Raw genomic sequence first — 17664 nt, 5'->3', positions numbered from 1 at the left:
GTCTATGCGCTCTCGCGCTTCCCATCAAGCCAGGCGCACACGCGCGCCACGACTGGGAAGAGCATGATCGAGATGACCGCCTGCATCAAGAGCACGGTATCGACATGAGCGACGATCGGCGTGGCGAACAGCCGTCCGGCGATCAGGCAGAAGGCGATCGCGCCCGAAGCGATGAGCCAATCCTGCCAGAAGTCGCGAAACACGAGGCGCTGTTCGATCAGATCGATCGCAAAGAAGCAGAGCGTCCAGAGCAGCATCGCGCTGCCCAGCGGCTGACCGCTCAGCAGATCGTCGAACAGGCCGAGCGGCAGGGCGGCCCAAATGTGGAAATTGTCCGAGCGCATCAGCCGCCAGCCGAGCAGCGTCAGCAGGCCCAATGGCGGCAGCACCGGAACGGTGGCGATGAACGGCCAGATCGTGAAGAGCGACGCCAACATCACCGTCAGCGCAGGCAAGGCGCGCGACAGCTTTCCGGCGGGCGCGGGATCGAACGGCCCGCGCCGCGGCTGTGGCTGCGGACGTTTCATTCGTCCGTGGCCGGATTGGGCTTGGGCTTGGCCGTCGGACTGGGGGAAGGGACCGGAGCCGGCGGCGGCGGTGGCAGGAAGATATCCTGCACCAACGCGAAATCCAGCGTGTCGGCGCGCGCGAAACTGCGGGCGAGGGCGCTGTCCTGCCCGCGTTCGATCACGCGCGCGACCGGGATGCCGGGGGCATAGATGCCGCCATTGCCCGACGTCACGAACACGTCGCCCGGCGCGAGCGAGACGTTGGACAAGGTGCCCGCGTTGATCTGCAGCAATCCATCGCCACGCCCGTTGGCCAGCGCGACGAGGCCATCGCGGGTGCGACGCACCGGTACGCGGCTGTCCGCATCGGTGATCAGCAACACGCGCGCGGTGTTCGGTCCGGTCTCCAGGATACGCCCGATCAAACCGTCGGGGCCGCGTACCGGCTGGCCCTCCTTCACGCCCTGCCACGATCCCGCGTTGAGCGTGGCGATCCGCCGCGTGCTGGAGGCCGAGGAACTGACCAGACGCGCCGCGACGACCGGCACGGCGATCCGTTCCCGGATCCGCAGCAGGGCCGTCAGGCGGCGATTGTCGCGCGACAATGTCCGGGCGCGCAGCAGCAATGGCTGGACGTCCTTCAGTTCGCGGCGCAATTCGGCATTCTTGTCGACGGTGTAGAAATGTTCCGAAATCGCTTCGGGGATCGCGGTCATGCCGCGACCGATACCGGCGATACCGGACGAGACCGGCGTGGTGATCTCGGCGATCGCGGCCCGCAAGGCGGCGAAGGCCGGCGGATTCAACGTCGCGAGCGCAAGCAGCACCGCCGCGACAATCGCCCCGGCGATCGCGATGACATATCCCAGGAACAGACCGTATTGCGCCCGCCGCGAAAACCCCGGGCGCCGGTTGCGAGACGGCGCCATTCTATCCCTTCATCTGCCGCCCGGTCGCAAGTGACCGAGCGCGTTCGATTGTCCTGTCCGAAAGACGGACGATCACCTTGCCGTTCGTTTCGAGCGCAGTCGAGCAACAGATTGCAAAGGTTGCGCGATGTTTCTCGACGATGCTCGAGACGACCGGGGGAATTGCCCTCGATCAGCCCAAACTGCCGGCTTCAGGCGCTGTGCAGCACGCCGCGGAACATCGGATCCTCCAGCGCGCGGCCGGTGCCCAAAGCGACGCAGATCAGCGGATCGTCGGCGATCGTCACCGGCAGGCCGGTCTCGTCGCGCAGCACTTCGTCGATGCCGCTGAGCAATGCGCCGCCGCCGGTCAGGACGATGCCCTGATCGACGATGTCGGCGGCCAGCTCCGGCGCGGTGTTTTCGAGCGCGATGCGCACGCCTTCGACGATCGCGCCGACCGGCTCGCTCAACGCTTCGGCGATCTGGCCCTGGTTGATCTGGATTTCCTTCGGAACGCCGTTGACGAGATCGCGGCCCTTGACGTGGATCGTCAGGCCGATGCCGTCCGCCGGGGGCTTGGCTACGCCGACTTCCTGCTTGATCCGCTCGGCGGTGGAATCGCCGATCAGCAGGTTATGGTTGCGGCGGACGTAGGAGACGATCGCTTCGTCCATCTTGTCGCCACCGACCCGCACCGACGTGGTGTAGGCGAGGCCGCGCAGGCTCAACACGGCGACTTCGGTCGTGCCGCCGCCGATATCCACGACCATCGAACCGATCGGCTCGGTGACCGGCATGTCGGCACCGATCGCGGCGGCCATCGGCTCCTCGATCAGCCAGACCTGCGACGCGCCGGCATTGGACGCGGCATCGCGAATCGCGCGGCGCTCGACCGAAGTGGAGCCCGAAGGCACGCAGATCACGATCTGCGGCCAGCGCAGGAACGGCTTCTTGCCGCCATGCACCTTGCGGATGAAATGGCCGATCATCTGTTCGGCGACGTCGATATCCGCGATCACGCCGTCGCGAAGCGGCCGGATCGCCTGGATGCTGTCGGGCGTCTTGCCCATCATCAGCTTGGCGTCCTCACCGACCGCCTTGACCTTCTTCACGCCGTTGATCGTCTCGATCGCGACCACCGAAGGCTCGTTCAGCACGATGCCGCGCCCGCGCAGATAGACCACGGTGTTCGCGGTGCCGAGATCGATCGCCATGTCGTGCGACATCAGTCTGAACAGGCGCGAGAAGAATGCCATGGGTCGTTCCGTTATTGGCCGCCCCGTGCCCGGGGCCGGCGGTGCGCGTCATCATCGGGTGCGAAGCGGCTTATGTAACGGCGACCTGAGCATGGGGTCCACGCTCAGGTGTGCCGTTCAGTTCCGGGTCGCGGGATGCCGTCGCTTGGTCTAGAGCAACCCCCATGTCAATACGACGCCTGCCCGAACATCTCGTCAATCGTATCGCCGCCGGTGAAGTGGTCGAACGGCCGGCCAGCGCGTTGAAGGAACTGGTCGAAAACGCCGTGGATGCGGGGGCGAGCCGAGTCGATGTGCGCCTGTCGGGCGGCGGAATCGACGGTATCGAAGTGATCGACGACGGGTGCGGGATGACGCCTTCGGACATGGCGCTGGCGCTGGAACGACACGCGACCTCGAAGCTGCCCGACGAGCGAATCGAAAACGTCGCGACGCTCGGTTTTCGCGGTGAAGCGTTGCCCTCGATCGCCAGTGTCGCGCGGATGACGCTGGAGAGCCGGGTGCGCGGCGACGCTGGGGCCGCCGGGGGCTGGGCGCGCGTCGTCGATAATGGGATCGTGGTGTCGGACGGGCCGGCCGGGGTGCCGCCCGGCACCCGCATCCGGGTCGAAGGGCTGTTCGCGCGGGTGCCGGCGCGGCGCAAGTTCCTGCGCTCGGCGCGCTCCGAATATGCCGCCTGCCTCGATGTGGTGAAGCGGCTGGCGATGGCGCGGCCCGATATCGGCTTCTCGGTCGAGCATGACGGGCGGCGCGCGTTGCAGGTGGCGGGCGGCGAGAGCCTGCCGCAACGCGTCGCGGCGCTGACCGACAAGGGCATGATCGACAACGGCGTGGGCGTGGATCTGGAGCGCGAGGGGCTGAGGCTCGGCGGCATCGCCGGGCTGCCGACGTTCAATCGTGGCATCGCCGATCATCAATATCTGTTCGTCAACGGCCGGCCGGTGAAGGACCGCCTGCTGATCGGCGCGATCCGCGGCGCCTATGCCGAGATGATGCCGCGCGACCGGCACGCGATGGTCGCCCTGTTCCTCGACGTGCCGAGCGATGCGGTGGACGTGAACGTCCATCCGGCGAAGACCGAGGTGCGGTTTCGCGAACCGGCGATGGTGCGCGGGCTGATCGTGAGCGGGCTGCGCCGGGCGCTGGACGAGGCGGGCCATCGCAGCGTGCAGCGTCCGAGCGAGGATGCGATGGCGGCGTGGCAAGCCGAAAGCCCCACCGCTTCGGAGAAGGTCTTGGGATGGGGAGGTGCGTCAAATATCGGTGCCGGTGTCGGTGAGTCTTCCCCCATCCATTACCCATCTCCTGAAGGGGAGGGGCTCCGCTTGTGGGACCGCCAATACTCGGTTTCAGACCGCCGCCAGACCTTCGTCGCACCACCGATGGCGCGCGCCGAACCCTCCTACGCGCCGCCACCGGAAACCGTCACGCACCCGCTCGGCGTGGCGCGGGGGCAGGTCGCCAAGACCTATATCGTCGCCGAGGCCTCGGACGGCCTGGTGCTGGTCGATCAGCATGCCGCGCACGAACGCCTTGTGCTCGAACGGATGCGCAAGGCGATGGCGGACGGCGGCGTGGCGAGCCAGGCGCTGTTGCTGGCCGAGGTGATCGAGCTCGACGAACCTGCCTGCGACCGGCTCGAAGCGCGTGCTGCCGAACTGAGCGAGTTTGGCCTGGATCTCGAACGCTTCGGCCCGCGTGCGATGCTGGTCCGCGCGGTTCCCGCGCTGCTCGGGCAGAGCGATGTCGTCGGCCTCGTGACCGACCTTGCCGACGAACTCGCCGCGTTCGATGAGGCGCTGTCGCTGCGGGAGCGGCTGGATGCGGTCGCGGGCACGATGGCCTGCCACGGCTCGGTCCGCGCCGGGCGTGTCCTGTCGGTCGCCGAGATGAACGCGTTGCTCCGCGAAATGGAGATCACGCCGCATTCCGGCCAGTGCAATCACGGTCGCCCGACTTGGGTGAAGCTGGCGCATGGCGATATCGAGAAGTTGTTCGGGCGGAAATAGACTCGGTTCGTCGCGGGACGCTTTCGGGCTGCCGCAGCGAGATTTCCGTTCATCCGCTGGAAACCTTTGGCCCCGGTGCGCATTTAGTGATCAGGTCCTCAGATCACGAAGTGAATTCCCCATGAAGAGCATTGCCCCGTTGATCTTCGCACTGATCCCGCTGGTCGCCGTCGTCGGCGCATGCGTGGCGGTGCCGTGATCTGAGTTTGGCGCTTTCTCCCCCCCGGAAAGCGACAATCGAGCGAATGGGCCGTCCGGAGCGATCCGGGCGGCCCTTTTCTTTTGTTTCACGATCCGGAAACGTAAACAAAAAGGCCGCCCGGATCGCTCCGGACGGCCTTTTCGATAGCTTGAACGAGAGGCTCAGCCTTCGGTCGTGGTCGCTTCGTCCGATGCCGGGGCGTCGGACTGGACCTCGGCGGTCGCGCCCGGCTCGGCGTTCGGATCATAGGCTTCGACGAATCCGGCCTCGTCCTTCTCGAACATGGCCTCCATCACGTTGACGCCCTGCGCCTGCATCTCGGCCTCTTCAGGCGAGCGTGCGACGTTGACCTTGACGGTCACGGCGACTTCCGGATGCAGCGTGACCTTCACCTCGTACACGCCGATCGCCTTGATCGGCTTGTTGAGGACGATCGCCGACTTGGCGACCTTGTGGCCGTCGGCTTCGAGCGCTTCGAGCAGATCGCGCACCGCGACCGAGCCGTAGAGCTGGCCGGTGTTGGACGACTGGCGGATCAGCGTCAGCGTGGTGCCGTCGATGTCCTTCGCCTCGATCTCGGCCTCGCCGCGACGCTTGGCGTTCTCGGCAACGATCGATTCGCGGTTCTTTTCGAACACCTTGAGGTTGGCGGTGTTCGAACGCAGCGCCTTCTTGTTCGGCAGCAGGAAGTTCCGGGCGAACCCGTCCTTCACGGTGACGACGTCGCCGATCTGCCCAAGCTTTTCGACGCGTTCCAGCAGGATGACTTGCATGGGTCTGTCCCCCTTACTTAACGATGTAGGGCAGCAGGCCCAGATGACGGGCGCGCTTGATCGCCTGGGCGAGTTCGCGCTGCTTCTTGCCGCTCACCGAGGTGATGCGGCTCGGGACGATCTTGCCGCGCTCGGACACGAAGCCCTGCAGCAACCGGACGTCCTTATAGTCGATCCGTGGGGCGTCCTTGGCCGAGAACGGGCAGGACTTGCGGCGGCGGAAAAATGGGCGTGCCATTGTCTATATGCTCCTTATTCGCCGTCGAAGTCACGACGCGGGCGCTCGGAGCGCTCGGGACGATCACCACGGTCGGGGCGGCCGCCTTCGCGGTCGCTGCGACGCTCACGGTCACGATCGGACTTGCGCATCATGACGCTCGGGCCGTCTTCATGGCCTTCGACCTTGACGGTCATGTAGCGGATGACGTCTTCGTTGATCTGCGTCTGACGCTCCAGCTCGGCAACGACATCGCCGGGGGCATCGATTTCTAGCATGACGTAATGTGCCTTGCGGTTCTTGGCGATCTTGTACGCCAGGCTGCGCAGGCCCCAATTTTCCGTCTTCACGACGCGACCATTGTTGTCGTCGATGATCTTCTTGGCGTTTTCCGCCAGAGCGTCCACCTGCGCCTGTGCCAGATCCTGGCGCGCAAGGAACACGTGCTCGTAAAGAGCCATGTCTTGTCCTTCGTCTTGGCCGATCGCTGACGCCCGCACCATGCGAGACGCCCCTCCGGCTGTCGTACTCAATGCAACGGGGCGGGCCGCGTGTGCGGACCGCCCCGAAGCGGCGGTCCATAGCGGATTTCGGGGAGAAGGCAAGGTGCTTGATGCCTGCGGAGGTGGAGTGGCCGGACGCCGTCAGAGGATGGGTTGCGCCACCAGCTTCGCTTCAGCGTCGCATCCGGTTGGTTTCGCTGCCGCCGGGTTTGCCCGCAGCGCCGCGATCTCCGCCTTCGCCGCTGCGACATCGGCGATGAACGATGCCTGCCCGTGTTCCGCCGCGACGCTGGACGATGCGGTGATCCGCCCGGCCTCGACCGCGCTGGCATTGTGCACCCCGCAGACGATGCGGCTTTCGCCATAGGCCCGCCCCCGCGCCAGAATCGGCGTGGCGCGATCCGGCGCGAGTTCGGCGAGGATCAGCGCCCAGGTCCAGCCCCAGGTCGTGTGGCCGGAGGGGTAATCGTAGCTGCCCTTCAACTGCTCCGCCGGTTGGCAAATCGCGCCGGTATCGATCTGGAACGGGCGCAGTCGCTTGTAGAAGTCTTTCGCCGCGCCGGATTGCGTGCCCGAATCCACTCCGGCCTTGGCGATCAGCTTGACCGTCAGCGGTGCAGTTTCCGGGCTCAACGTCACGCCCAGCGCGCAGGAATACGCGCTCGCCATATATGGCACGCTGGTGGTCACGTCGCGGGTGGCAAGGTCGCCGCGCGGGGTCTTGAGCAGTGCGCGCGTCGCCTTGAAGATCGCCCGGTCGGCTCGCCCGCGCTCGTCGTCGGGCTTGGGCGCGGGCGATAGCACCTGCGTGATGTCGAGCGTGCCGGAGGGCAGATAGCCGGACCGCGCCTGGCCGTTGACCAGATAGGGCACGCTCGCCGTGCCGGCGACGGCCGCCGCCAATACCCAGGTCCGCATGCGCATGTCCGGTCGCTCCAGCAAGGTCCGGCGAGTCTGATGCCAGATGCCGATGCTCCATAGCAAGATGGCGGCGGAACCGAAGTCCCGCCGCCACCCGGCTGGCATGCCCGATGATCTACCGGGTGAAGTTACCGGATCGCACCGGTGACGACGGCGGCGATCAGCCCGCTGGTGATGCCGACCAGAACCGCATCGTTGCCCGAGCGGACATAATGGTAGCCGCGCGGCGGGGCGCGCAGGCCGCGATACTGGCGATAATCGATCTGGCGATAATTCTGCGCATAGCGACGGTCGAAGCGCTCGCCCTTGCGCCAGTTGCGATATTGCGGTGCCGCCTGACGGGTGACGGTGCGCTGCACGACATTGCCGTTGCGCTTGACGATCGTGGTGTCGCGACGCTGCTGATATTGCTGCGCTTCGGCCACCGTGGCGGCGAGGGGCGAGATGGCGACCGTGGCGGCCAATGCTGCGAGGATGATCTTCTTCATGGTTTTAACTCCCGAAAAACCCGGCGCCGTTCTTGGCGTCCTCTCCTAAATGGGAGGCAGGTGTCGCAGCCCCGTCCCAACAATGCGACGAAATGGTCGCAAATTGTCGCAAGCTTGCCGGGGGCTTCGCGCATGTCTAGTCCGGCGCGCCTGATCACGGAGCGAAACCCATGCGAGCATTCATCTTTCCCGGGCAGGGCAGCCAGGCCGTCGGCATGGGCAAGGCCCTGTCCGACGCCAGCCCGGTCGCCAAGGCGGTCTTTCAGGAGGTCGACGAGGCGCTGGGCCAGCATCTCTTCCGCCTGATGACCGAGGGGCCGGAGGATCAGCTCGTACTGACCGAGAATGCCCAGCCGGCGATCATGGCGAACGCGATCGCCACCTTGCGCGTGCTGGAGCGGGAGGGGGGCATGCGGCTGGCCGACAAGGCGGATTACGTCGCCGGCCACTCGCTCGGCGAATATACGGCGCTGTGCGCGGCGGGCGCGCTGGATCTGGCGACGACGGCGATCCTGCTCAAGCATCGCGGCCAGGCGATGCAGGCCGCGGTGCCGGTGGGCGAGGGGGCGATGGCCGCCCTGCTCGGCGCCGATGTCGAAAAGGCCAAGGCGATCGCCGCTGCCGCCGCCGAGGGCGAGGTGTGCACCGTGGCGAACGACAATGATCCGTCGCAGGTGGTGATCTCCGGCGCGCGCGGCGCGATCGAGCGGGCGATCGCCATGGCGAAGGACATGGGTGCCAAGCGCGCGGTGCTGCTGCCGGTTTCCGCGCCGTTCCATTGCCCGCTGATGCAGCCGGCCGCCGACGCGATGGAAAAGGCGCTGGCCGAGGCGCGCATCGATGCGCCGTTGGTGCCGGTGTTCGCCAACGTCACGGCGGCGGCGGTCAGCGATCCCGACACGATCCGCCGCCTGCTTGTGGAGCAGGTGACGGGCATGGTGCGCTGGCGCGAATCGGTGCTGGCGATGGCCGGGACCGGCGTGGACCGCTTCGTGGAATTCGGCGGCAAGGTGCTGAGCCCGATGGTCAAACGCATCGCCCCCGACGTCGAGGCGACGAGCGTGATCACGATGGACGATATCGAAGGGCTTTTTGCAAGCCTCTAGTAGGATGGTTCACGCGGAGGCGCGGAGACGCGGAGAAGACGTGCGGGATATCGATGAGATAAGTGGCGATGTGCTCGCCGTAGCGCTGCGACTGCACCGTGATCTTGGGTCAGGGCTGCTTGAGAGCGTGTACGAAACCGTTCTGGCGACCAAGCTGATCGAAATGGGATATAAGGTGGCGCGTCAGCGCCCCGTTAACATCGAATTCGAGGGGATGGTTTTTGAAGCCGCGTTTCGTATTGATCTGTTGGTCGATGAACGTCTGATCGTAGAAATTAAATCCGTCGAACGTTTAAATGCAGCTCATGGCAAGCAATTGCTAACGTATCTGCGATTGACCAAACAGCCCGTCGGGATGCTCATCAATTTCGGCGGCGCAACGCTCAAGGAGGGAGTACGGCGGATCGTCAATGAACACCGCTCCTCCGCGTCTCCGCGTCTCCGCGTGAACAAAATCTAATGGAGTAACTGATGTTCGACCTCACAGGGATGACCGCGCTCGTTACCGGCGCATCGGGCGGGATCGGCTCCGCCGTCGCTCAGGCGCTCGCCGCGCAGGGGGCGCGGTTGGCGGTGTCCGGGTCCAATCTCGGCAAGCTGGAGGCATTCAGGGACAGCCTCGGGGGGGACCATGTCGCCTTGCCGTGCGACCTGTCCGACGGGGCGGCGGTCGATGCGCTGGTGCCATCGGCGGTCGAAGCGTTCGGCAAGCTGGACATCGTCGTCAACAACGCTGGCGTCACGCGCGACAATCTGGTGATGCGGATGAAGGACGAGGAGTGGGATACCGTCATTCGCGTCAATTTGGAGGCGGCGTTCCGGCTGGCGCGGGCGGCGGCGCGGCCGATGATGAAGGCGCGGTTCGGGCGGATCGTCTCGATCACCTCGGTCGTCGGCACGACGGGCAATCCGGGGCAGGCGAACTATGCAGCGTCCAAGGCGGGCCTGGTCGGCATGTCCAAGGCGCTGGCGCAGGAACTCGCCAGCCGCGGCATCACCGTCAATTGCGTCGCGCCCGGCTTCATCACGTCGCCGATGACCGATGCGCTGCCCGATGCGCAGAAAGAGGCGCTCAACGCACGAATTCCGGCCGGAAAGATGGGCGAAGGCGCTGACATCGGCGCCGCGGTCGTCTATCTGGCGAGCAGGGAAGCCGGCTACGTCACCGGCCAGACGTTGCACGTCAACGGCGGCATGGCGATGATCTGAACCGGCGCTGTAGGGGAGACGCACGATGCTGAAGTCGGGGTTGAAAAGCGTAGTTCTTCTCGTGGCGGGGCTGGCATCGTGGCCCGGCGTCGCGGCCGCGCAGAGACTCGGCCCGGACTACAGCCAGCGCGGTTTGCCCGGCGGCAACGACACCACGTCGAGCGCTTCCGACCTGAGTTCGCGCGATACCGGGCCGGTCGCGTGCGTCTATCAATTCTCGCACCGCATTCCGTTCGACGATCTGATCGACATCGTCAGAGCCGGATATGCCGCGAAGACCCGCAAGCAGCAGGAGACGTTCCACCTGCTCGGCGAGACGATCGCGACGTGCCGCGCCGGACAGGGCTGGGGCGCGGTGCGCCAGAACGCCGCCCTGCAGTATTTTTCGGGACGCATCTTTCTGGACGACGCCGTGCGGCAGGGCCGCGACCTGGGGCTGAATGCCACCATCCTGCGCGCGCTGTCCGACCATCTCGACGCGGCGACGAAGGCGGCGTTCGATTCCGGCAAGGTGGACGGCACGCAGATGGCGACCGCGATGGCGGGAATGGGACCGGCAGGGCTGGATCCCGCCAAGTTCGACGACGATCAACGCACGCAGCTGGCCCATCTCGTCGCGCAGGGATTGTGGGGAATGCATCTGCAAGAGGTGGCCCGGGCGTCCTTCAAGAAGGGTTGAACCCCTTGCGCAGGCTCCAAGCGCGTTCTACGTGCGTTCAGCAATTACCAAAAACCCCCAGCGATAGAGGGACGATACCATGAGCGAGACCGCAGACCGCGTTAAGAAGATTGTCGTCGAGCATCTCGGCGTCGAAGCCGACAAGGTCACCGAGGACGCGAGCTTCATCGACGATCTTGGTGCGGACAGCCTCGACATCGTCGAGCTGGTGATGGCCTTCGAGGAAGAGTTCGGCGTCGAGATCCCCGACGATGCCGCCGAGAAGATCACGACCGTCAAGGACGCGATCACCTTCATCGACGAGCATAAGGACTGATCGGCGGGCATGGGTTCTCGCGCAATCGCGCGGCCCGCGCCCATCGACCGCACGAAGACATGAACGGCTCCCCGTCCCGGCGTATCGCACAGGGGCGGGGGGCCGTTCGCTTTTGAAGAGATACGGAGAACCACCCATGCGCCGTGTTGTCGTAACCGGACTTGGCCTCGTCACCCCGCTCGGCGCAGATGTCGAAACGGCGTGGAAGAACATCATCGCCGCGAAATCCGGCGCCGACGTGATCACGCGTTTCGACGCCAGCGAATATAAGTGTCGCATCGCCTGCGAGGTGAAGCCGGCCGATCACGAATATGGCTTCGATCCGAACAAGCGCGTGGATCACAAGGTGCAGCGGCAGGTGGATCCGTTCATCATCTACGGCATCGACGCGGCCGGTCAGGCGCTGGAGGATGCCGGGCTGCTCGACATGACCGAGGAGCAGAAATATCGCGCCGGCTGCTCGATCGGCGCCGGGATCGGCGGGCTTCCGGGCATCGCCAGCGAATCGATCGTGCTGTATGAAAAGGGACCGAGCCGGGTCTCGCCGCATTTCGTGCACGGGCGGCTGATCAACCTGATCACCGGGCAGGTGCAGATCAAATACGGCCTGATGGGCCCGAACCACGCCGTCGTCACGGCCTGTTCGACCGGCGCGCATTCGATCGGCGACGCCGCGCGGATGATCGCGATGGACGATGCCGACGTGATGCTCGCCGGTGGCGCGGAAGGCGCGATCTGCCCGTTGGGCATCGCCGGTTTCGCCCAGGCGCGCGCGCTCAGCACCAACTTCAACGATACGCCGGAACGCGCCAGCCGCCCCTATGATGTGGACCGCGACGGTTTCGTGATGGGCGAGGGCGCAGGCGTCGTCTGCCTCGAGGAATACGAGCACGCCAAGGCGCGCGGCGCGAAGATCTATGCCGAGGTGATTGGCTACGGCCTGTCGGGCGATGCCTATCACGTGACCGCCCCGCATCCGGAAGGGTCGGGCGCGTTCCGGTCGATGGAAATGGCGATGCGCAAGTCGGGCCTGCAATTGTCGGACATCGATTACATCAACGCGCACGGCACTTCGACGCCTTTGGGCGACGAGCTTGAGCTGAACGCGGTGCGCCGTCTGTTCGGCAGCAATATCGATACGCTGTCGATGTCCTCGACCAAGTCGGCGATCGGGCATCTGCTCGGCGGGGCCGGTGCGGTGGAGAGCATCTTCTGCATCCTGGCGATGCGCGACCAGATCGTGCCGCCGACGCTCAACCTCGACAATCCGAGCGAGAATTGCGTCGGCGTCGATCTCGTGCCGCACACGGCGAAGGAGCGGAAGGTGAAGGCGGTGCTGAACAATTCGTTCGGCTTCGGCGGGACCAACGCATCGCTGGTGATGAAGGCGATTTGACGATCAATCGCGTCTTGTTTCCCGGCGAAGGCCGGGGCCCGGTCGGGAGCCGTTCGTTGGTTGGTGCCGCGCTTCGTTACATCCACCTTCGCGACTGGACCCCGGCCTTTGCCGGGGAACAGAAATGAGGAAATTCGGCTGCCTCATTCTCCTCCTGGTGCTTGTCGCGCTCGCCGGCGGGTTCGTGGTGATGCAGCAATGGGGCCATGCCGGCCCGTCGCCGCGCAACATCTCGATCCAGATCGCACCGGGCACCAGCCTGGCGAGCGCGGCCGAACAGCTCGAGAAGGCCGGCGCGATCAGCTCGGCCAGCCGCTTCCGCCTGCTGGCCCGCGTGTTCGGCGGCGGGCAGGGGATCAAGGCGGGCGAATATCGCCTGCCCGCGCATCTCAGCCAGTCGGATATCCTGAAGCTGCTGCAAGGCGGCAAGACGCTGCAGCGCTTCGTCACGATTCCCGAAGGATACCCTTCGGTGATGGTGCATGACGTGCTGATGAAGTCGCAGGGGTTGGTCGGCGAGGTTCCCGTGCCGGTCGAGGGCACCATCCTGCCCGACAGTTACAGCTTCCAGCGTGGCGATACGCGCGCCTTCATGGTCGAGCGCATGCAGCGCGCGATGACCGGATACCTCGCCGACGCCTGGGCCAAGCGCAAGCCGGGTATCGCGGTGAAGACCCCGCGCGAGGCGCTGATCCTCGCCTCGATCGTGGAGAAGGAAACCGGCAAGCCGACCGAACGCCGCACCGTCGCCGCAGTCTATTCGAACCGGTTGAAGCGCGGGATGATGCTGCAGGCCGATCCGACGATCATCTACCCGCTGACCAAGGGCCGGCCGCTCGGTCGCCGGATCCTGCGGTCGGAGGTTAAGGCGGTGAACGGCTACAACACCTATGCGATGATTGGCCTTCCGGCGGGGCCGATCGCCAATCCGGGACGGGCAAGCATCGATGCGGTGCTCGATCCGGCGCAGTCGAACGCCTTGTATTTCGTGGCGGACGGCACCGGCGGGCACGTATTCGCCGACACGCTGGAGCAGCACAACGCCAACGTGCAGAAATGGTATGCGATCAGGAGGTCGCGCGGCGAGATGTGATCGGTGACTCCTCCCCGGTACGGGGAGGGGGGCCGTTCGCGTTCTTCACGCGAATGGTGGAGGGGGCTCTCACCGAGCGGGACGTTGCCGGCCCGCCCCCTCCGTCAGCCTTCGGCTGCCACCTCCCCGTGCCGGGGAGGAGCTTAGACGGCGTCCGGGATCATCACGCCCGTTAGCCACTCCAAAGCTTCATCACGCGTGTCGAACACACGCAGGTTCGGGGCGTCGATCGTGCGTTTCACCTGCAGGCGGTTCAGCGTCGAGCCGACCACGATCGCGACGGCGCGGGCGCGCTTCGCCTTGTCGTGGCGCATCACGCGATCGAATGCCGCGGCGATTGCCGGGGTCTGCACCGCGAAGGCGCTCGCATCGCTCAGCACCGCATAGCGACGGCTCGTGAGACGCAATTTCGTGACCGTGTACAGCAACGTGGCGGTGAAATGTGCGAAAGTCGCCGCGCTCCAATGCCCTTCAAGGCGCAGATGCAGGATGCCGGTCTGATCGTCGAAGCGGATTTCGAACATCTTCGTCGATTAGCGGCTCTCGGTTAACGCCCGCCTAGCGCCGCCGCTGCCCGCGCCCTCGCTTCGACCTCGGCCATCGAGCCGCCGACGACCCAGCTGCCGCCGACGCACAGCACCGGCGCGAAGGCCAGCCAGTCGGGTGCGGTCGCTTCGCCGATCCCGCCGGTGGGGCAGAACTTCGCCTGATAGAAAGGCGCGGCAAGCGCCTTCAACGCCTTCAGACCGCCACTCGCCTCGGCCGGGAAGAACTTGAAATGCGTCAGGCCCATGTCCAGCCCGCGCATGATGTCGCCGGCATTGGCGATACCGGGCAGATAGGGCACGCCGCTTTCGATGATCGGCGTCGCCAGCCGCTCGGTCAGGCCGGGCGAGACGATGAACTCCGCGCCGGCATCCATCACCTGAGCGAATTGCGCGGTGTCGACCACCGTGCCGGCGCCGACGATCGCGCCCGGCACCTTCTTCATCTCCTGCATCGCTTCCAGCGCGCAGGGCGTGCGCAGCGTCACTTCCAGGACGCGCAGGCCGCCGGCCACCAGCGCCTCGGCCAGGGGGCGCGCGGTGGCGAGGTCGTCGATCACGAGCACGGGGATGACGGCGCTGGTCCGCATGATCTGTTCGATGCCCGTCACCGGCTATGCTCCTGCGCGAAGGCAGCGGCGGCGCCGTAAAGGCCGGGCTGCGGATGGATGATGAGTTTGACGGGGATCGCCGCCATCATGGTCTGGAACCGCCCCTTGGCGGCGAAGCGCTGCGCGAAACCGGAGCGTGCGAAATGATCCTTGAGCCGCAGGCCGAGCCCGCCGGCGATCACCACGCCCCTGGCGCCATGGGCGAGCGCGAGATCGCCCGCCACCGCGCCCAGGCTGAGGCAGAAGCGATCGAGCGCGGCGAGCGCCAGACTGTCTTTGCCCTCCAGCGCCAGGCTCCAGATCGTCTTGTCGTCCAGCCGCTGGACGGCGCGACCTTCGATGTCGGCGAGCGTCTCGTAGATCGCGACGATGCCGGGGCCCGCAACGATCCGCTCGGTCGAGACCCGGGTGAAGGTCTTGCGCAGATGCTTGACGAACGCGTCCTCGATTCCGTCGAGCGGGGCATAATCGACATGGCCGCCTTCGGTCGGGAGGACGTGATAGCCGTGATCGGTGTTGACGACCTGCGCGACGCCGAGGCCGGTGCCGGGGCCGCAGACCGTGATGACGCCGGTGTCGGGAAACGCCTCGTCCGGGCCGGCGAGGTGTAGGAAATCCTCGGCGCGCGCCTGCGCCACGGCATGGCCGACCGCGCCGAAATCGTTGATCAGGCTGAACGTGTCGACCTGCAGGCGATCAGGAATCAGGGCGGGGCGGATGATCCAGGGATTGTTGGTCATCTTGATGACCTCACCGCCGATCGGCGAGGCGACCGCGATCGCGGCGGCGCGCGGCAGGTCGCGCCCCGCCTGTGCGCCGAACGCCTGCCATGCGGTCTGCAGGCTGGCATAATCGGCGGTCTTCAGCGTGACCGGCTCGCCGAGCGCGACGACGCGGCCGTCGGCCACCTCGGCGATCGCGAAGCGGGCGTGCGTGCCGCCGAGATCGACTGCGACCAGTTCCATCATGCAAATACTCCGTCATCCTGAACTCGTGTCAGGATCCAGGCGCGGTCAGCGGCCAAAAAGACAGTGTTCGTCAGGCGAGCGACCGCGCCTGGATGCTGAAACAAGTTCAGCATGACGGGGGTGGCGCCATTCACCAGCCCATCGCCGCGAGCATCGCCGATCCGCCGCGTTCCGCCTCGTTGGCGGTCGTGCGCATCAGTGCGAACATCTCGCGGCCCATGCCGATCGCCGGGGCGGGTGCCTCGGCGAAATCGCGCGCGGCCCATTCGGCCGGATCGACCAGAGCGACCAGTTCGCCGGTCTCGGCGCTCAGGCGGATGACGTCGCCGTCGCGGACCTTGCCCAAGGGACCGCCGCCCAGCGCCTCGGGGCTGGAATGGATCGCGCACGGCACCTTGCCGCTCGCCCCCGACATCCGGCCGTCGGTGACCAGAGCGACGCGGAAGCCCTTGTTCTGGAGGACGCCCAGAGGCGGAGTCAGCTTGTGCAGTTCGGGCATGCCGTTGGCGCGCGGGCCCTGGAAGCGGACCACGACCACGACGTCGCGATCGAGTTCGCCGGCCTTGAAGGCGTCCTGCACCTCCTGCTGGGTCGAGAAGACGCGCGCCGGGGCCTCGATCGTCCAGCGATCGCGATCGACGGCGCTGACCTTGATGCAGGCGCGGCCGAGATTGCCGGCGAGGATGCGGAAGCCGCCTTCGGCCGAGAAGGGCGCGCTCGCGGGGCGGACGATGCTGTCGTCCTTGCTCGCGCCCGGATCGGTCCAGGCAAGCGTGTCGCCCCGCATTTCGGGCTTGGTGCCGAAATCGGCCATGCGGTCGCCGCCGGCGGTCAGCACGTCGCCGTGCATCAGCCCGGCGGAGAGCAGTTCGCGGATCACGTACGGCATGCCGCCGGCATACTCGAACTGGTTCACGTCGGCCGAGCCGTTCGGATAGACGCGCGCGATCAGCGGTACGACCTTCGACAGGCGATCGAAATCCTCCCAGTCGATCACGATCCCGGCGCAGGCGGCGATGGCGGGCAGGTGGATCAGATGGTTGGTCGATCCGCCGGTCGCGAGCAACCCGATCGCCGCATTGACGATCGCGCGTTCGTCGACGCACCGGCCGATCGGGCGGTAATCGTCGCCTTGCCAGCCGATCTTCGCGATGCGGTGGACGGCGGCGCGGGTGAGTTCCTGGCGCAGCTTCGTGCCGGGGTTGGCGAAGGCCGCGCCGGGGATGTGCAGGCCCATCATCTCCATCATCATCTGATTGGAGTTGGCCGTGCCGAAGAAGGTGCAGGTGCCCTTGCCGTGATAGGCGGCGATCTCGGCCTCGAGCAGTTCCTCGCGGCTGGCGTCGCCCGTGGCGTAGCGCTCGCGCACCGCGGCCTTGGCCTTGTTGGCGAGGCCGGTGCGCATCGGGCCGCCGGGGATGAGGAGCATCGGCAGATGCCCGAAGCGCAGCGCGCCCATCAGCAGGCCGGGTACGATCTTGTCGCAGATGCCGAGCAGGGCCGCACCCTCGAACAGGCCGTGGCTGAGCGCGATGCCGGTGCTCATCGCGATCGTGTCGCGGCTGAACAGCGAGAGTTCCATGCCGGGATAGCCCTGCGTCACGCCGTCGCACATCGCCGGCACGCCGCCCGCCACCTGCGCGGTGACGCCGGCCTCGCGCGCCCAGACCTTCATCTGTTCGGGATAGCGATAATAGACCGCATGGGCCGAGAGCATGTCGTTGTACGCGGTGACAATGCCGATGTTCATGGCCTGGCCCGGCTTCATGACGTCACGGTCCTCGTCCGTCCCGGCATAGCCGTGCGCGAGATTGGCGCAGCCGAGCGAGGGGCGTTCGAGGCCATGATCGCGCTCATGCCGGATCAGCGCGAGATAGGCGTCTCGCGTGGGCCTGGACCGCGTGACGATGCGATCCGTGACGGCCCCGATCTCGGCATGCAGCGCGGGCATC

The 17664-nt window shown here is 66.3% G+C and carries 20 protein-coding genes; 8 read left to right on the top strand and 12 right to left on the bottom strand.

Annotated elements, in window-relative coordinates; genetic code table 11:
• Positions 1 to 2: 2 nt before the first annotated feature.
• From mreD to ASG11_RS12325, 3 genes are all read right to left on the bottom strand, one after another.
• Positions 3 to 527: a rod shape-determining protein MreD gene (gene mreD / locus ASG11_RS12335; RefSeq protein WP_055779600.1), complete on the bottom strand. Its 525-nt coding sequence runs from the start codon at positions 525 to 527 to the stop codon at positions 3 to 5.
• On the bottom strand, positions 524 to 1438 hold the full coding sequence (mreC, locus tag ASG11_RS12330; RefSeq protein WP_055779598.1) for a rod shape-determining protein MreC: 915 nt from the start codon (positions 1436 to 1438) through the stop codon (positions 524 to 526). Before mreC ends, mreD begins: the two co-directional genes overlap by 4 nt.
• 191 nt (positions 1439 to 1629) lie before the next feature.
• Entirely contained in the window at positions 1630 to 2676 is a 1047-nt protein-coding gene (locus ASG11_RS12325) for a rod shape-determining protein (protein WP_055779595.1), read from the bottom strand.
• 164 nt (positions 2677 to 2840) lie between these two features.
• On the opposite strand from ASG11_RS12325, the gene mutL reads away from it, so the two are divergent.
• A complete protein-coding gene (gene mutL / locus ASG11_RS12320; protein ID WP_055779591.1) occupies positions 2841 to 4685 on the top strand; it encodes a DNA mismatch repair endonuclease MutL in 1845 nt (614 codons plus the stop codon).
• A gap of 363 nt (positions 4686 to 5048) precedes the next feature.
• Here the strand turns inward: mutL and rplI are convergent, their stop codons facing one another.
• The 5 genes from rplI to ASG11_RS12295 all read right to left on the bottom strand — a co-directional run bounded on the left by rplI (position 5049) and on the right by ASG11_RS12295 (position 7789).
• Positions 5049 to 5660, bottom strand: coding sequence for a 50S ribosomal protein L9 (rplI, locus tag ASG11_RS12315; RefSeq protein WP_055779589.1), 612 nt, complete (start codon positions 5658 to 5660; stop codon positions 5049 to 5051).
• 13 nt (positions 5661 to 5673) lie between these two features.
• Complete coding sequence (gene rpsR, locus ASG11_RS12310; RefSeq protein ID WP_034158365.1) at positions 5674 to 5898, bottom strand: 30S ribosomal protein S18; 225 nt, start codon at positions 5896 to 5898, stop codon at positions 5674 to 5676.
• Positions 5899 to 5912: 14 nt separating this feature from the next.
• Positions 5913 to 6338, bottom strand: a complete 426-nt coding sequence (gene rpsF / locus ASG11_RS12305) for a 30S ribosomal protein S6 (protein ID WP_055779587.1) — start codon at positions 6336 to 6338, stop codon at positions 5913 to 5915.
• A 183-nt stretch (positions 6339 to 6521) separates the two neighbouring features.
• Positions 6522 to 7304: an acid phosphatase gene (locus ASG11_RS12300; RefSeq protein ID WP_055780832.1), complete on the bottom strand. Its 783-nt coding sequence runs from the start codon at positions 7302 to 7304 to the stop codon at positions 6522 to 6524.
• A 125-nt stretch (positions 7305 to 7429) separates the two neighbouring features.
• A complete protein-coding gene (locus ASG11_RS12295) occupies positions 7430 to 7789 on the bottom strand; it encodes an RcnB family protein (RefSeq protein WP_055779584.1) in 360 nt (119 codons plus the stop codon).
• A gap of 170 nt (positions 7790 to 7959) precedes the next feature.
• Between ASG11_RS12295 and fabD the strand changes: the two genes are divergently transcribed.
• The 7 genes from fabD to mltG all read left to right on the top strand — a co-directional run bounded on the left by fabD (position 7960) and on the right by mltG (position 13588).
• The gene (gene fabD / locus ASG11_RS12290) at positions 7960 to 8895 is read left to right on the top strand and encodes an ACP S-malonyltransferase (RefSeq protein WP_055779581.1); all 936 of its coding nucleotides are present in this window, start codon (positions 7960 to 7962) and stop codon (positions 8893 to 8895) included.
• A gap of 40 nt (positions 8896 to 8935) precedes the next feature.
• A complete protein-coding gene (locus ASG11_RS12285; RefSeq protein ID WP_055780829.1) occupies positions 8936 to 9355 on the top strand; it encodes a GxxExxY protein in 420 nt (139 codons plus the stop codon).
• 11 nt (positions 9356 to 9366) lie between these two features.
• Positions 9367 to 10104 (top strand): 3-oxoacyl-[acyl-carrier-protein] reductase, encoded by a 738-nt coding sequence (fabG, locus tag ASG11_RS12280; RefSeq protein ID WP_055779578.1) that lies wholly within the window; start codon positions 9367 to 9369, stop codon positions 10102 to 10104.
• A 25-nt stretch (positions 10105 to 10129) separates the two neighbouring features.
• On the top strand, positions 10130 to 10783 hold the full coding sequence (locus ASG11_RS12275) for a hypothetical protein (protein WP_055779575.1): 654 nt from the start codon (positions 10130 to 10132) through the stop codon (positions 10781 to 10783).
• 79 nt (positions 10784 to 10862) lie between these two features.
• A complete protein-coding gene (locus tag ASG11_RS12270; RefSeq protein ID WP_034158361.1) occupies positions 10863 to 11099 on the top strand; it encodes an acyl carrier protein in 237 nt (78 codons plus the stop codon).
• 136 nt (positions 11100 to 11235) lie between these two features.
• The gene (gene fabF / locus ASG11_RS12265; RefSeq protein ID WP_055779571.1) at positions 11236 to 12495 is read left to right on the top strand and encodes a beta-ketoacyl-ACP synthase II; all 1260 of its coding nucleotides are present in this window, start codon (positions 11236 to 11238) and stop codon (positions 12493 to 12495) included.
• A gap of 124 nt (positions 12496 to 12619) precedes the next feature.
• Positions 12620 to 13588: an endolytic transglycosylase MltG gene (gene mltG, locus ASG11_RS12260; protein ID WP_055779568.1), complete on the top strand. Its 969-nt coding sequence runs from the start codon at positions 12620 to 12622 to the stop codon at positions 13586 to 13588.
• Between the two features lie 143 nt (positions 13589 to 13731).
• On the opposite strand, the gene ASG11_RS12255 is transcribed toward mltG, so the two are convergent.
• From ASG11_RS12255 to edd, 4 genes are all read right to left on the bottom strand, one after another.
• Positions 13732 to 14112, bottom strand: coding sequence for an STAS/SEC14 domain-containing protein (locus tag ASG11_RS12255; RefSeq protein WP_055779565.1), 381 nt, complete (start codon positions 14110 to 14112; stop codon positions 13732 to 13734).
• Between the two features lie 23 nt (positions 14113 to 14135).
• Positions 14136 to 14744, bottom strand: a complete 609-nt coding sequence (gene eda, locus ASG11_RS12250; protein WP_236697468.1) for a bifunctional 4-hydroxy-2-oxoglutarate aldolase/2-dehydro-3-deoxy-phosphogluconate aldolase — start codon at positions 14742 to 14744, stop codon at positions 14136 to 14138.
• The gene (glk, locus tag ASG11_RS12245; RefSeq protein WP_055780824.1) at positions 14741 to 15709 is read right to left on the bottom strand and encodes a glucokinase; all 969 of its coding nucleotides are present in this window, start codon (positions 15707 to 15709) and stop codon (positions 14741 to 14743) included. The genes eda and glk overlap by 4 nt, the downstream gene beginning before the upstream one ends.
• A gap of 133 nt (positions 15710 to 15842) precedes the next feature.
• Positions 15843 to 17663 carry a phosphogluconate dehydratase gene (gene edd / locus ASG11_RS12240; protein WP_055780820.1) on the bottom strand — a complete coding sequence of 607 codons (1821 nt, stop codon included), beginning with the start codon at positions 17661 to 17663 and terminating at the stop codon, positions 15843 to 15845.
• Between the last annotated feature and the right edge of the window lies 1 nt (position 17664).

Origin of the sequence: Sphingomonas sp. Leaf357, from assembly GCF_001423845.1 — a bacterium.
Taxonomy (GTDB): domain Bacteria; phylum Pseudomonadota; class Alphaproteobacteria; order Sphingomonadales; family Sphingomonadaceae; genus Sphingomonas.
The sequence above is the reverse complement of the archived record's forward strand: the minus strand, read 5'-3'. Positions and strand labels throughout refer to the sequence as shown.

What these genes read in the sequence shown, in the direction of transcription:
- mreD (WP_055779600.1), bottom strand. Translation starts at nt 527, where the DNA reads ATGAAACGTCCGCAGCCACAGCCGCGGCGCGGGCCGTTCGATCCCGCG.
- mreC (WP_055779598.1), bottom strand. Translation starts at nt 1,438, where the DNA reads ATGGCGCCGTCTCGCAACCGGCGCCCGGGGTTTTCGCGGCGGGCGCAA.
- ASG11_RS12325 (WP_055779595.1), bottom strand. Translation starts at nt 2,676, where the DNA reads ATGGCATTCTTCTCGCGCCTGTTCAGACTGATGTCGCACGACATGGCG.
- mutL (WP_055779591.1), top strand. Translation starts at nt 2,841, where the DNA reads ATGTCAATACGACGCCTGCCCGAACATCTCGTCAATCGTATCGCCGCC.
- rplI (WP_055779589.1), bottom strand. Translation starts at nt 5,660, where the DNA reads ATGCAAGTCATCCTGCTGGAACGCGTCGAAAAGCTTGGGCAGATCGGC.
- rpsR (WP_034158365.1), bottom strand. Translation starts at nt 5,898, where the DNA reads ATGGCACGCCCATTTTTCCGCCGCCGCAAGTCCTGCCCGTTCTCGGCC.
- rpsF (WP_055779587.1), bottom strand. Translation starts at nt 6,338, where the DNA reads ATGGCTCTTTACGAGCACGTGTTCCTTGCGCGCCAGGATCTGGCACAG.
- ASG11_RS12300 (WP_055780832.1), bottom strand. Translation starts at nt 7,304, where the DNA reads ATGCGCATGCGGACCTGGGTATTGGCGGCGGCCGTCGCCGGCACGGCG.
- ASG11_RS12295 (WP_055779584.1), bottom strand. Translation starts at nt 7,789, where the DNA reads ATGAAGAAGATCATCCTCGCAGCATTGGCCGCCACGGTCGCCATCTCG.
- fabD (WP_055779581.1), top strand. Translation starts at nt 7,960, where the DNA reads ATGCGAGCATTCATCTTTCCCGGGCAGGGCAGCCAGGCCGTCGGCATG.
- fabG (WP_055779578.1), top strand. Translation starts at nt 9,367, where the DNA reads ATGTTCGACCTCACAGGGATGACCGCGCTCGTTACCGGCGCATCGGGC.
- ASG11_RS12275 (WP_055779575.1), top strand. Translation starts at nt 10,130, where the DNA reads ATGCTGAAGTCGGGGTTGAAAAGCGTAGTTCTTCTCGTGGCGGGGCTG.
- ASG11_RS12270 (WP_034158361.1), top strand. Translation starts at nt 10,863, where the DNA reads ATGAGCGAGACCGCAGACCGCGTTAAGAAGATTGTCGTCGAGCATCTC.
- fabF (WP_055779571.1), top strand. Translation starts at nt 11,236, where the DNA reads ATGCGCCGTGTTGTCGTAACCGGACTTGGCCTCGTCACCCCGCTCGGC.
- mltG (WP_055779568.1), top strand. Translation starts at nt 12,620, where the DNA reads ATGAGGAAATTCGGCTGCCTCATTCTCCTCCTGGTGCTTGTCGCGCTC.
- ASG11_RS12255 (WP_055779565.1), bottom strand. Translation starts at nt 14,112, where the DNA reads ATGTTCGAAATCCGCTTCGACGATCAGACCGGCATCCTGCATCTGCGC.
- glk (WP_055780824.1), bottom strand. Translation starts at nt 15,709, where the DNA reads ATGGAACTGGTCGCAGTCGATCTCGGCGGCACGCACGCCCGCTTCGCG.
- edd (WP_055780820.1), bottom strand. Translation starts at nt 17,663, where the DNA reads ATGCCCGCGCTGCATGCCGAGATCGGGGCCGTCACGGATCGCATCGTC.